The following is a 12,665-nucleotide window of genomic DNA, read 5'->3' on the forward strand; positions in this document are numbered from 1 at the left end:
TTCCAACTCTGTATGGGCAGATCCCGAGGAATCAATGCCTGGAGTGAAATCGGGCTGAACTTGCCCGCATGGGTGTCCTCTGAACTTTAGGCAGCGCATCCACCCGCGCCGTACATACACCCAGGAGGCGGTATGAAAAAGACAGCATCAGCCATTTGGCAAGGCGGCCTGAAGGATGGCAAGGGCCTGCTCTCTACCGAAAGTGGCGCGCTCAAGCAGAACCCCTATGGGTTCAACACCCGTTTCGAAGGCCAGCCAGGCACCAACCCGGAAGAATTGATCGGCGCAGCCCATGCCGGTTGTTTTTCCATGGCCTTGTCGATGATGTTGGGCGAGGCAGGCTTTACGCCCGATCGCATCGATACCATCGCCGAGGTGACGCTCGATAAAAAGGACGATGGCTTTGCTATCACGGCCGTGCACCTGATTCTCAAGGCCAAGGTGCCCGGCGCCAGCCAGGAGCAGTTCCTCGAGATTGCCAACAAGGCCAAGGCCGGCTGCCCGGTCTCCAAAGTGCTCAATGCAACCATCAGCCTGGACGCCACCTTGGTGGGTTAAGGCAGAACCGGGGCACGCTTCTTGTGGTCAAATGGGCGTCGGCAAACTATTTGCCGTCACAAGGAGCTGTCCCATGATTCGTGTCGCAATCGCTGTGCTGGCGTCATTGCTGGCGACTACTGCACTGGCTGCGCCCAAACCCTGCGAAGAACTCAAGGCCGAGATCGAGGCGAAGATCCAGGCCCGCGGGGTAACGTCCTATACCCTGGAAATCGTGCGTAACGACGAAGTCCACGACCAGAATATGGTGGTGGGCAGTTGCGACGGGGGCACCAGGAAAATCATCTACCAAAAGAATGATCGCTAAGCGTCAGGGGATGCAGAAGATGTCGTTGTCTTCTTCGGCAACGACCTTGCGCTGCGGGTCGTAGAGATAGGCGCTGGGCTGCATGGCCGGAGCCCGGGCTTCGAGGCGGTAGCGTTTGCCGGCTTCGAAGTGGTCGTAGCGCACTTTCAGGTAGCAGGTGCGGTCGACCGGATCGACCGAGAAGCCGCCGGCATACACCTCGTAGTCGAACCTTACGGTCAGCTCGTGCTTGCCGGGGGTGACCTGGAAATAACGCCCGTCGCTCAGGCGCTCGCCGTCCAGGCGGTCGGCCATCAGCAACTTGCCAGGCGTCATGGTATAGAGGTCGACCCAGGCCTGCTTGCTGTCGACTGGCGGCAAGGGGCTGGCGCAAGCCCCCAGGGTACTGAGGGCGATCAGCATCATTGGCTGGCGCATGGCAAACTCCCGCTTGCAACCTACAAAGCACAAGCATAGCGCCATTCGCACTATCAGGTGCGCTGGCAGCCCGCCGGTAGACCTTTGCCGACCAGTTTTCCCTGACCGTCGAACAACCTGGCCCACGGCCGGAAACCAATACTGCCGGCTTCCAGGTGGTAGCGCTGGCCGGCATTGAAATCCTTGTATTTCACGTTCAATTGGCAATCGCGCCATAGCGGCTCGCTGTCCGGGCCGATGTTGCTCGGTGTCACCGGGAACAGGTAGCGCACGGTCAGCTCATGGCTGCCTGGCGGTACTTCAAAGTAGCGCTTGTCGGCCCAGTCGCGATCATCCACTTGCACGGCGTGCAAGGCTTCATCCGGGTTCGACGCAAGGTCGATCCAGGCCTGGTTGGGATCGGGGGCGGGTAGCCCGGCACAGCCGGACAACAGCACAAAACCGCTAACGACAAGCAGTGTACGCATGGCAAAACTCCAGCCGGGCAGGATAGTCTTGAAGCGGATAAACCCTTGAGCGAGAAGACAGGACGCGGATGCTTCGACTATTTCTTTTGTTGCGCTCAAGTCACCGGGCACTCGACCGCATTTTTCGCTGTTTGGTTCCCTTGTCGCTGGGTGTCCTGCTGAACGGTTGTGCCAGCGTCAGTTACTACGGGCAACTGGCCAGTGGCCAATGGCAGCTGCTGCAAGCCCGTAAACCCGTGGCGGATATGTTGGCCGACCCCGCTACGCCCCCCATGCTTCGCCAGCATCTGCTGCAGGCCGAACACGCCCGGGCGTTTGCCAGCGAGCGTCTGAAACTGCCGGATAACCGCAGCTATCGGGTGTATGCCGACCTCGAGCGTCCGTTCGTGGTCTGGAACGTGTTCGCCACCCCGGAGTTTTCCCTGGAGCCCAAAACCCACTGCTTTCCGATTGCCGGATGCGTCGCCTATCGCGGCTTCTACAGCCAGGGCGCGGCCCGTGGCGCGGCGGCGTTGCAGAAGCAGCAGGGACTGGATGTGTACATCGGTGGGGTGGAAGCCTATTCGACACTGGGCTGGTTCGATGATCCGATCCTCAACACCATGCTGCGCTGGGGGGATGAGCGACTGGCCACGGTGATCTTCCATGAGCTGGCGCATCAACGTTTCTATGTGGCGGACGACACCGCCTTCAATGAGTCCTTCGCCACCTTCGTCGAACAGGAGGGTACCCGCCAGTGGCGAGCGGCCCGCGGTTTGCCACCGCAACAGCGGGACGAGAACCGGCAGCGTGACCAGTTTGTCGAGCTGGTGCTGGCCAGCCGGGAACGGCTCAAGGCGTTGTATGCCTCGCCGCTCACCGAATCAGCCAAACGGGCGGGCAAGCAGGCCGAGTTCGAGCGCTTGCGTCGAGAGTACCGGGCGATGCGGGATACCCAGTGGAACGGCGCTGGACGGTATGACGGCTGGATCAATGCACCGATGAACAATGCCAAGCTGCTGCCGTTTGGATTGTATGACCAGTGGGTGCCGGCGTTTGCGGGGCTGTTTGCGCAGGTGAGTGGGGATTGGGAGGTGTTTTACGCAAGGGTTGAGGGGTTGGGGCGCCTGCCGGTCGAGCAGCGCCATCGACAGCTTGAAGACATCGCGGGGCAAGCCGGCTCCCACATCGGCAGGAGCGGGATTGCCCCGCGATAGGGCCTTCAGGCCCGCATGAATGCCCGGTGCAGCTCACTCAGCGTGGCAAAGTGATAAGCCGGTTGCTCCGCCGTGAGTTCTTCATGGCTACCAAACCCGTACCCAACCGCGACCGCCTCCAGGCCATTGCTGCGGGCACCGATCAGATCGTGCTTGCGATCGCCGATCATCAGCGTCTGTGCCGGGTCCAGCGACTCTTCAGCCAGCAGGTGGGCAATCAACTCGACCTTGTTGGTCCGGGTGCCGTCCAGCTCACTGCCGTAGATCACCTTGAAGTGATGATCGAACTCGAAATGCCGGGCGATCTCACGGGCGAACTCCCACGGTTTGGAGGTGGCGATGTACAGCGTCCTGCCCTGCCCGTTCAGGGCCTGGAGCAGTTCGCTGACGCCATCGAACACCTGGTTCTCATAGAGTCCCGTCACCTTGAAGCGCTCGCGGTAGAAGTTCACCGCCTCCCAGGCCCTGGCCTCGTCGAAGTGGTAGAACTGCATGAAGGCCTGCAGAAGCGGCGGGCCGATGAAGTGCTCCAGGCGAGCGAGGTCCGGCTCGTCGATACCGAGCTTGGCCAGGGCGTACTGGATCGAACGGGTAATACCCAGGCGCGGATCGGTCAGGGTGCCGTCGAGGTCGAAAAGGATGTTTTGCTGGTGCATGGCAATCTCGATTAGTGCGTCAGGCAGGTTTACTCAGGCAGGTGGTAGCCTTCGGCCAGGTGCTGGTCCTTGAGTTTGACGTAGTTGCTGGCGCTGTAGGGGAAGAACGCACGTTCCTTTTCGGTCAGCGCGCGGGCTTGCTTGACCGGGCTGCCGACGTACAGAAAGCCGCTTTCAAGCCGCTTGCCCGGGGGCACCAGGCTGCCGGCGCCGATGATCACGTCGTCCTCGACCACGGCGCCATCCATGATGGTGCTGCCCATGCCTACCAGGATCCGGTTGCCCAGGGTGCATCCGTGCAGCATGACTTTGTGACCAATGGTTACTTCATCGCCGATCAGCAGCGCAAAGCCTTCGGGGTTGAACGGCCCGGCATGGGTGATGTGCAGCACACTGCCGTCCTGCACGCTGGTGCGCGCACCGATGCGGATACGGTGCATATCGCCGCGGATCACGGTCAGTGGCCACACCGAGCTGTCAGCACCGATCTCGACGTCTCCCAGCACCACCGCACTGCGGTCGACGAAGGCGCGTTCGCCCAGGCGGGGGGTGTGGTTCTGGAAGCTGCGGATGGCCATGATAGGAGTTCTCTTTGGTATTGATAGGGCTGCGGTCGGCGTCGATTGTAATTAAGATGGTCCAGTGTTTCTTCTGCCAAGGTGTTTAACCGTGAGTGCGACCAACCCGCTACTGCAGTCTTATGACTTGCCGCCCTTCTCGGCGATCCGTGCCGAGCATGTGCAGCCGGCGATTGAACAGATCCTGGCCGACAACCGTACCGCGATTGCCCAGATTCTCAAGACCCAGGGCCAGCAGCCAAGCTGGGCCGGCCTGATCCTGGCCATGGACGAGCTCAACGACCGGCTGGGCGCCGCCTGGAGCCCGGTGAGCCATCTCAATGCCGTGTGCAACAGCGCCGAACTGCGCGAGGCCTATGAGGCCTGCCTGCCGGCATTGAGTGCCTACGCCACCGAAATGGGCCAGAACCGTGAGCTGTTCCAGGCCTATGAGGCGTTGATTGCCAGCCCCGAGGCCGCAGGCTTCGATGTGGCGCAAAAGACTATTCTCGAACACGCCCTGCGTGACTTCCGCCTGTCGGGTATCGACCTGCCGGCCGACCAGCAGCAGCGTTATGCCGAAGTACAGAGCAAGCTCAGCGAACTGGGCAGCCGCTTCTCCAACCAGCTGCTCGATGCCACCCAGGCCTGGACCAAGCACGTTACCGACGAAGCCGCCCTTGCCGGCCTGACCGAATCGGCCAAGGCGCAAATGGCCGCAGCTGCCCAGGCCAAGGGCCTTGAAGGCTGGTTGATCAGTCTCGAGTTCCCAAGCTACTACGCGGTGATGACCTACGCCCAAGACCGCGCCCTGCGCGAAGAGATCTACGCCGCCTACTGCACCCGCGCCTCCGACCAGGGCCCCAATGCCGGCCAGTTCGACAATGGCCCGGTGATGCGCGAGATCCTCGACCTGCGCCAGGAGTTGGCCGAGCTCCTCGGCTATGCCAACTACGCCGAGCTGAGCCTGGCGACCAAGATGGCCGAATCCAGCGACCAGGTACTGAGTTTCCTGCGCGACCTGGCCAAGCGCAGCAAGCCGTTCGCCCAGCAGGACCTGGCCCAGCTCAAGGCCTATGCCGCCGAGCAGGGCTGCCCGGACCTGCAAAGCTGGGACAGCGGCTTTTATGGCGAAAAACTGCGTGAGCAGCGCTACAGCGTTTCCCAGGAAACCCTGCGTGCCTACTTCCCGATCGACAAGGTGCTGTCCGGCCTGTTCGCCATCGTCCAGCGCCTGTACGGCATCGAGATTGCCGAGCTCAAGGGCTTCGACACCTGGCACCCGGATGTTCGCCTGTTCGAGATCAAGGAGCACGGCCAGCACGTGGGGCGCTTCTTCTTCGACCTCTATGCCCGCGCCAACAAGCGTGGCGGCGCCTGGATGGATGGCGCCCGCGACCGTCGTCGCGCCGCCGACGGCCAGTTGCAAAGCCCGGTGGCCAACCTGGTGTGCAACTTCACGCCGGCGGCGCCCGGCAAGCCGGCGCTGCTGACCCACGACGAAGTCACCACCCTGTTCCACGAGTTCGGTCATGGCCTGCACCACCTGCTGACCCGCATCGAGCACGCCGGTGTTTCCGGCATCAACGGTGTGGCCTGGGATGCCGTGGAGCTGCCAAGCCAGTTCATGGAAAACTGGTGCTGGGAGCCTGAAGGCCTGGCGCTGATCTCCGGTCACTACGAAACCGGTGCGCCACTGCCCCAGGACCTGCTGGAGAAAATGCTCGCGGCGAAGAACTTCCAGTCCGGCCTGATGATGGTCCGCCAACTGGAATTCTCGCTCTTCGACTTCGAACTGCATGCCAGCCATGGCGATGGCCGCAGTGTGCTGGAAGTGCTCGAAGGTATCCGCGACGAGGTATCGGTCATGCGCCCACCGGCGTACAACCGCTTCCCCAACAGCTTTGCGCATATCTTCGCCGGTGGTTACGCGGCCGGTTACTACAGCTACAAGTGGGCTGAAGTGCTCTCGGCCGATGCCTTCTCGCGGTTCGAAGAGGAAGGCGTGCTCAATGCCGACACCGGTCGTGCCTTCCGCGAAGCCATCCTCGCTCGCGGTGGCTCCCAGGAGCCGATGCTGCTGTTCGTCGACTTCCGTGGCCGAGAGCCTTCAATCGATGCACTCTTGCGCCATTGTGGCCTGAGCGAGGAAGTGGCGGCATGAGTGATGCGCCCGTGATCAAGACGAAAAAACGCTTTATCGCCGGGGCAGTCTGCCCCGCGTGCAGCGAGCCGGACAAACTCATGATGTGGAGCGAAGACAGCGTTCCACACCGTGAGTGCGTGGCCTGCGGGTTTTCCGACACCCTTAACGAACAGGGGTTGTCGGTGCCCAAGGAACTGGGTACCCGGGTCAACAAGGTCGAGTCGAAACCGGCCGAGGCCAAGGTACAGACCGTGCAGTTCTTCCCCAATCCAAAGCTGAAGAAACCAGCCGAGTAAGGCGGGCGCTCAGCGGTACTGGAATCACGCAAACGCCCCGTGTACTGTATGTATAAACAGTATGCGGAGCGTTTTCATGTTTACTCCTCAAGGCCCGGTGCGGGGGCGTGGTACCGCGACCAATCCGCATAACCGCTTCGCCCCGAACCGCTCGGTGGCCGAGGACGACGGCTGGTATCAGGAAGTGCCCCTGACCCAAGGCACCGAAGTGCGGATCGAAACCGCCAAGACCATCATCACCCGCAACAGCTCCCCAGACCTGCCCTTCGATCGTTCGATCAACCCCTATCGTGGTTGTGAGCACGGTTGTATCTACTGCTATGCACGACCCAGCCATGCCTATTGGGACCTGTCGCCCGGGCTGGATTTCGAGACCAAGCTGATCGCCAAGACCAACGCGGCCGCGGTGCTTGAGCAACAATTGTGCAAGCCAGGCTATGTATGTGCGCCGATCAACCTGGGTTCCAATACCGACCCCTACCAACCTATCGAGCGTGAGCAAAAGCTCACCCGGCGGTTGTTGGAAGTGCTGCTGCGTTATCGCCATCCCGTCACCATTGTCACCAAGGGGTCGCTGATCCTGCGCGACCTCGATCTATTGACCGAGCTTGCTCGACAGCGGCTGGTGGCAGTGATGATCAGCCTCACTACCCTGGACGACGAACTCAAGCGCACCCTGGAACCTCGCGCCGCAGCGCCAAAGGCACGGCTGCGGGCCATCCGTGTACTCAGCGAGGCGGGTATTCCTGTTGGCGTACTGTGTTCACCGATGATTCCGATGATCAACGACAGCGAGCTTGAACACCTGCTCGAGGCGGCGAAGGGCGCCGGCGCGCTCAGTGCTGCCTACATGATGTTGCGACTCCCGCTGGAAGTAGCGCCGCTGTTCGAGCAATGGCTGCAGGACCACTACCCGCAGCGGGCCAACCATGTGTTGAGCCTGATCCGCCAAAGTCGTGGTGGCGAGTTGTATGACAGCCGTTTTGGCGCGCGCATGCGCGGCGAGGGGGTGTTTGCCGATCTGCTGGCGCAGCGTTTCAGCAAGGCGATTCGTCGCTTGGAACTCGACCGCCGCAATGGCTATACCCTTGATTGCAATGCATTTTGCCCGCCAGGTGGGCAGATGTCGCTACTCTGAAAAGCAATAATGGGTATTGGCCATTAATGTTTTTTTGATACTATCTGTCGAACTTGTTTCATTTCCTGGAACGCCCGTTCTAGAGCCTCCGAATTCAGTTTGAGTTAAGTTTCGCCGAGTAGCGTAGGAATTCAGCCAACGATTTAAGTGATTATTGGCTGGCACTTGTCATCTAAATGCCATGTGCTGTTCCAATCATCAACCCGGTAAAATGGACTTAACCTAAACCGTCAAAGAGGATGAAACATGCCCGTAAAGGACCCATCCAAGGCTGTCCCGGAAGTTCCCGCCGAGAGTGCCGATGCCGCCCTGAAGCATATCGTCGACGGCTTTCTGCGCTTTCACCATGATGTCTTCCCCGAGCAGCAGGAGCTGTTCAAGAAGCTCGCCACCGCGCAAACGCCCCGTGCGATGTTCATCACCTGTGCCGACTCCCGCATCGTGCCCGAGCTGATTACCCAGAGCTCGCCGGGCGACCTGTTCGTCACGCGTAACGTCGGTAACGTTGTGCCGCCCTACGGGCAGATGAACGGCGGCGTCTCCACCGCCATCGAATATGCCGTCCTGGCACTTGGCGTACACCACATCATCATTTGCGGTCACTCCGACTGCGGCGCCATGCGCGCGGTACTCAACCCCAACAGCCTGGAGAAGATGCCGACGGTCAAAGCCTGGCTGCGTCATGCCGAGGTGGCTCGCACGGTGGTTGAAGACAACTGTTCGTGCGGCAGCGAGCACGAAAGCATGCAAGTGCTGACCAAGGAAAACGTCATTGCCCAGTTGCATCACCTGCGCACGCACCCTTCGGTAGCATCGCGCCTGGCGGCTGGCCAGTTGTATATCCATGGTTGGATCTATGACATCGAAACCAGTCAGATAGAAGCGTACGACGCCGCCAGCGACAGCTTCCTGCCCCTTGCTGCAGGCCAGCCAATCCCCTGCGCAACCCCGAGAGGACGCTACTAAGCGTCCCTGAAACCCCCACGACACGCTGATTGACGGCCGCCCCTGCAGGGTGCGGCCTGGTCATCGGCTGCCTTGAATTTCCCTGATTGCCTGCCGGCTCGTCTGGCGGTCTGCGCCTGCGCGTCTGTCAGGGGTGTGCCATCGGCCATTGGAATGGCTGTGAACGAGAAGGAAGGAGTGACACGGTGAACAAGACACAAGTCAAAGCGGCCTTGCCGCGTGAATTGCTGGCCTCGGTGGTGGTGTTTCTGGTGGCACTGCCTTTGTGCATGGGTATCGCAATTGCCTCGGGCCTGCCGCCGGCCAAAGGCCTGATCACAGGAATTATCGGTGGAATCGTGGTGGGCTGGTTGGCCGGCTCACCGTTGCAGGTCAGCGGTCCGGCGGCAGGCCTTGCGGTGCTGGTGTTCGAGCTGGTGCGCCAGCATGGGGTAGCCATGCTGGGCCCCATCCTGTTGTTGGCTGGGTTGCTGCAGTTGTTGGCTGGGCGCTTGCGGCTGGGCTGCTGGTTCCGGGTAACGGCGCCGGCCGTGGTGTATGGCATGCTGGCCGGCATTGGCGTGCTGATCGTGTTGTCACAGGTGCACGTGATGTTCGACAGCGCACCGCAGCCGTCCGGGCTTGCCAATGTGCTGGGGTTTCCCGATACCGTACAGCAGGCGCTGGCGCTTGAAGGCCCAGGTACGGGTTGGCAGGCAGGGGTATTGGGCTTGGGCACCATTGCGGTGATGTGGGGGTGGGAGCGCTTTCGACCGCAAGCGTTGCGCTTTGTACCGGGCGCTCTGCTGGGTGTTGCCCTGATGACCGCGATCAGCATCTGGCTGACGCTGCCGGTCAACCGGGTCCAGGTGCCGGCTGACCTGAGCCAGGCCATCGACTGGTTGCACCCGGCCGATCTGCTCGATCTGGCGGATCCCAACCTGCTGGTTGCCGCCTTTGCCCTCGCCTTCATCGCCAGCGCCGAAACCTTGCTGTCTGCAGCAGCGGTGGACCGCATGCACAACGGGCAGCGCTCGGACTTTGATCGCGAATTGTCAGCCCAGGGTGTGGGCAATATGCTCTGCGGGGTGTTGGGTGCGTTACCGATGACCGGCGTGATTGTGCGCAGCTCCGCCAATGTGCAGGCCGGTGCGCGAACGCGCTTTTCGGCCATCCTGCATGGGATATGGTTGTTGGCGTTCGTAGTGGTGCTCAGCAGCACGCTGCAGCAGATACCGGTGGCAAGCCTGGCGGGCGTGCTGGTGTACACCGGGATCAAACTGGTCGATCTCAAGGCGTTTCGCGGCCTGGGACGCTATGGCCGGATGCCGATGTTCACCTATGCGGCGACGGCGCTGGCGATCATCTTCACCGACCTGCTGACGGGTGTTCTGCTCGGCTTTGCCCTGACGCTGCTCAAGCTGGCACTCAAGGCGGCACGCTTGAAAATCAGCGTGGTCAGCCTCGATACGCCGGGCCATCTGGAGCTCCGGCTCATCGGTGCGGCGACCTTTCTCAAGGTGCCGGCGTTGGCCCAGGCGCTTGAGGGTATCCCCGCCGCTACCACGCTGCATGTGCCGCTGGCGAACCTGAGCTACATAGACCACTCGTGCCTTGAATTGCTGGAGGATTGGGGCCGCGCCAATGCGGGCAAGGGATCGAGGTTGGTGATCGAGCAGCGTCGTCTGAAGCGACGCGTCGAAGGGAGGGTGCGTATGACTGCCGGCCTCGGCGCTTGAGGTCAGCAACGCCGACTCCACACGCTGTAGGAGCCGGCGTTGCCTCATATCAGGCCGACTGATCCAGCTCCAGCCCTACGCCCAGCTGGCGCGACAGGCAGGGCCAGCGCTTCCATGCGGCGCCAGTTTCAGGGCTGCTGAGTTTGTCGCGGTACTGCTCCACCGACTCCAGTGCGAAGCTCTCTTCATTGAGCATTTCGTCCACCGAGTGATGCACCACTTCATCGAGCTGGTTGGCGAATTCTTCGCCGATCAGCTGGTGAGCGATCAGGTTGGCCACGGTGGTGTCCAGCGGAATCAGCGGTTGATTGAAGTGCTTGATGTACAGGTCGTTGACTTCTTCCACCAGGCGATGCGCCAGGTACGCTTCGTCCAGCAGGCATCCCAGGCCCAGGTGGGTGTTGGTGATGGCCGGCGGTTGCAGGAAATACTGCTCGGCGATTTTCAGCACCGGCTTGATCTGCGATTCGATACCCGCCTCGCGGGCAACGGAATTGGCAGCTTCCAGCATTTCTGGAACCTGCTCGATGTAAGCGCCGACGAAGCGGGTCAATGCACCTTGTGCGTCGATTTCAGGCAGCTGGATCGAGGGGTGCAGGTGCGGCAATTGTTGGACGAGTTGCGCTTTCAGTTGGCCGGTTTCGGTCTCATGTTGATGGGCACGGGTGATCTGCTCGCGCAAAGCGGCGATGTTCATGACAACTCCAGGGTAAAGGCGTGACAAACGGAAGACACTAAGTTAGCTCTATTCTGCAATTGCCTAAGACGCATTTGGCATAAACCGAAGCCACTTATAGTCAGCGATTATATCGAAATGCCATCATTGTGCCGCACGCCAGGTAAAACGCGGGCTGGCGCGCAAACGTTCAACCTGTTGCCTTTGATTTCTCGGCTCGCGTTGCGTGGTCGAGGTCGCTGTCTATACTCCGGTTTGAAAGTGATTCGCTGATGAGGCCCGACTGCAGTTCGCAGGGGCTCGGTCGTCGAAGTTCGCAGTCTTGGCCGCCGTACCCTTAGCCGTAGGTCCACGCCTCCGGGATAACAAGAACGATAAGGGGAACCCGCAATGATGCGACATCCACATGTCTGGATGGGCCTCCTGTTGTGGTCGGTATTCGGTCAGGCCAACGCCGCCTGGACCGTGAACATGGCGCCAGGGGCGACTGAAGTCAGCAACGCAGTGTTCGACCTGCACATGACCATCTTCTGGATTTGCGTGATCATCGGCCTGGTGGTCTTTGGCGCGATGTTCTGGTCGATGATCATCCACCGTCGTTCGACCGGCCAGCAGCCTGCGCATTTCCACGAGCACACCTGGGTCGAGATCATGTGGACGGTAGTGCCGTTCCTGATCCTGGTGGCCATGGCCATTCCAGCGACCAAGACCCTGATCGACATCTACGATGCCAGCGAATCGGATGTGGATATCCAGGTCACCGGCTACCAGTGGAAGTGGCATTACAAATACCTGGGCCAGGACGTCGAATTCTTCAGCAACCTGGCCACCCCCGCCGACCAGATCCACAACAAAGCCCCCAAGGACGAGCATTACTTGCTCGAAGTCGACCAGCCGCTGGTGCTGCCGGTGGGTGCCAAGGTGCGCTTCCTGGTCACCGCTGCCGATGTCATCCACTCATGGTGGGTGCCGGCCTTTGCGGTCAAGCGTGACGCCATCCCTGGTTTCGTCAACGAGGCATGGACTCGGGTCGAGAAGCCCGGCATCTATCGCGGCCAGTGCACCGAGTTGTGCGGCAAGGACCACGGTTTCATGCCGGTGGTGGTCGAGGTCAAGTCCAAGGCCGACTACGAGACCTGGCTCGGCGAACGCAAGGCCGAAGCGGCCAAGCTCAAGGAGCTGACCAGCAAGGAATGGACGCTGCAGGAACTGGTCGAGCGTGGTGACAAGGTCTACCACACCACCTGTGTGGCCTGTCACCAGGCCGAAGGCCAGGGCCTGCCGCCGATGTTCCCGGCACTCAAGGGTTCGAAAATCGCCACCGGACCCAAGGAAGATCACCTGGGCATTGTCTTCCATGGCAAGCCGGGCACCGCCATGGCCGCCTTCGGCAAGCAATTGTCGGAAGTGGATATCGCCGCGGTAGTGACCTACGAACGTAACGCCTGGGGCAACAACAAGGGCGACATGGTCACGCCAAAAGATGTGCTGGCGATCAAGCAGGCAGAAAGCAAATGAGCCGGCTCGACGCGTGTACCCGCACCAGCCACCGGACTGCAGGAGACAG

Annotated in this window: 14 protein-coding genes; 9 read left to right on the forward strand and 5 right to left on the reverse strand. The window is 61.0% G+C overall.

Annotation, left to right across the window (positions count from 1 at the left end):
* Positions 1–132 precede the first annotated feature (132 nt).
* Both NPS58_RS19935 and NPS58_RS19940 read left to right on the forward strand, forming a co-directional pair.
* Entirely contained in the window at positions 133–558 is a 426-nt protein-coding gene (locus NPS58_RS19935; RefSeq protein WP_274117007.1) for an OsmC family protein, read from the forward strand.
* A gap of 73 nt (positions 559–631) precedes the next feature.
* Positions 632–865, forward strand: a complete 234-nt coding sequence (locus NPS58_RS19940; RefSeq protein ID WP_274117008.1) for a DUF1161 domain-containing protein — start codon at positions 632–634, stop codon at positions 863–865.
* Positions 866–868: 3 nt separating this feature from the next.
* Here NPS58_RS19940 and NPS58_RS19945 read toward each other — a convergent pair whose 3' ends face one another.
* Both NPS58_RS19945 and NPS58_RS19950 read right to left on the reverse strand, forming a co-directional pair.
* Positions 869–1,282 carry a hypothetical protein gene (locus NPS58_RS19945; RefSeq protein WP_274117009.1) on the reverse strand — a complete coding sequence of 138 codons (414 nt, stop codon included), beginning with the start codon at positions 1,280–1,282 and terminating at the stop codon, positions 869–871.
* A 53-nt stretch (positions 1,283–1,335) separates the two neighbouring features.
* Positions 1,336–1,749 carry a hypothetical protein gene (locus NPS58_RS19950; RefSeq protein WP_274117010.1) on the reverse strand — a complete coding sequence of 138 codons (414 nt, stop codon included), beginning with the start codon at positions 1,747–1,749 and terminating at the stop codon, positions 1,336–1,338.
* 68 nt (positions 1,750–1,817) lie between these two features.
* Here NPS58_RS19950 and NPS58_RS19955 point away from each other — a divergent pair, with 68 nt between their 5' ends.
* The gene (locus tag NPS58_RS19955) at positions 1,818–2,945 is read left to right on the forward strand and encodes an aminopeptidase (RefSeq protein ID WP_274117011.1); all 1,128 of its coding nucleotides are present in this window, start codon (positions 1,818–1,820) and stop codon (positions 2,943–2,945) included.
* 5 nt (positions 2,946–2,950) lie between these two features.
* Here NPS58_RS19955 and NPS58_RS19960 read toward each other — a convergent pair whose 3' ends face one another.
* Together NPS58_RS19960 and NPS58_RS19965 are read right to left on the reverse strand one after the other, a co-directional pair.
* On the reverse strand, positions 2,951–3,601 hold the full coding sequence (locus NPS58_RS19960) for an HAD family hydrolase (protein ID WP_274117012.1): 651 nt from the start codon (positions 3,599–3,601) through the stop codon (positions 2,951–2,953).
* A 29-nt stretch (positions 3,602–3,630) separates the two neighbouring features.
* A complete protein-coding gene (locus NPS58_RS19965) occupies positions 3,631–4,179 on the reverse strand; it encodes a gamma carbonic anhydrase family protein (protein WP_274117013.1) in 549 nt (182 codons plus the stop codon).
* A 91-nt stretch (positions 4,180–4,270) separates the two neighbouring features.
* On the opposite strand from NPS58_RS19965, the gene prlC reads away from it, so the two are divergent.
* The 5 genes from prlC (at position 4,271) to NPS58_RS19990 (ending at position 10,422) form a co-directional block, all read left to right on the forward strand.
* Positions 4,271–6,322: an oligopeptidase A gene (gene prlC, locus NPS58_RS19970; RefSeq protein ID WP_274117014.1), complete on the forward strand. Its 2,052-nt coding sequence runs from the start codon at positions 4,271–4,273 to the stop codon at positions 6,320–6,322.
* Positions 6,319–6,600, forward strand: coding sequence for a YheV family putative zinc ribbon protein (locus tag NPS58_RS19975; protein WP_274117015.1), 282 nt, complete (start codon positions 6,319–6,321; stop codon positions 6,598–6,600). The genes prlC and NPS58_RS19975 overlap by 4 nt, the downstream gene beginning before the upstream one ends.
* A 76-nt stretch (positions 6,601–6,676) precedes the next feature.
* Positions 6,677–7,738, forward strand: a complete 1,062-nt coding sequence (locus tag NPS58_RS19980; protein ID WP_274117016.1) for a PA0069 family radical SAM protein — start codon at positions 6,677–6,679, stop codon at positions 7,736–7,738.
* Positions 7,739–7,984: 246 nt separating this feature from the next.
* Entirely contained in the window at positions 7,985–8,704 is a 720-nt protein-coding gene (locus NPS58_RS19985) for a carbonic anhydrase (RefSeq protein WP_028942622.1), read from the forward strand.
* A gap of 185 nt (positions 8,705–8,889) precedes the next feature.
* Positions 8,890–10,422: a SulP family inorganic anion transporter gene (locus tag NPS58_RS19990; RefSeq protein ID WP_274117017.1), complete on the forward strand. Its 1,533-nt coding sequence runs from the start codon at positions 8,890–8,892 to the stop codon at positions 10,420–10,422.
* A gap of 49 nt (positions 10,423–10,471) precedes the next feature.
* Here the strand turns inward: NPS58_RS19990 and NPS58_RS19995 are convergent, their stop codons facing one another.
* A complete protein-coding gene (locus tag NPS58_RS19995) occupies positions 10,472–11,119 on the reverse strand; it encodes a hypothetical protein (protein WP_274117018.1) in 648 nt (215 codons plus the stop codon).
* 369 nt (positions 11,120–11,488) lie between these two features.
* Between NPS58_RS19995 and coxB the strand changes: the two genes are divergently transcribed.
* The gene (gene coxB / locus NPS58_RS20000; RefSeq protein WP_274117019.1) at positions 11,489–12,616 is read left to right on the forward strand and encodes a cytochrome c oxidase subunit II; all 1,128 of its coding nucleotides are present in this window, start codon (positions 11,489–11,491) and stop codon (positions 12,614–12,616) included.
* The last annotated feature ends 49 nt before the right edge of the window (positions 12,617–12,665 follow it).

It is taken from the genome of Pseudomonas putida (assembly GCF_028682455.1).
In the GTDB taxonomy this organism is placed as follows: domain Bacteria; phylum Pseudomonadota; class Gammaproteobacteria; order Pseudomonadales; family Pseudomonadaceae; genus Aquipseudomonas; species Aquipseudomonas putida_AA.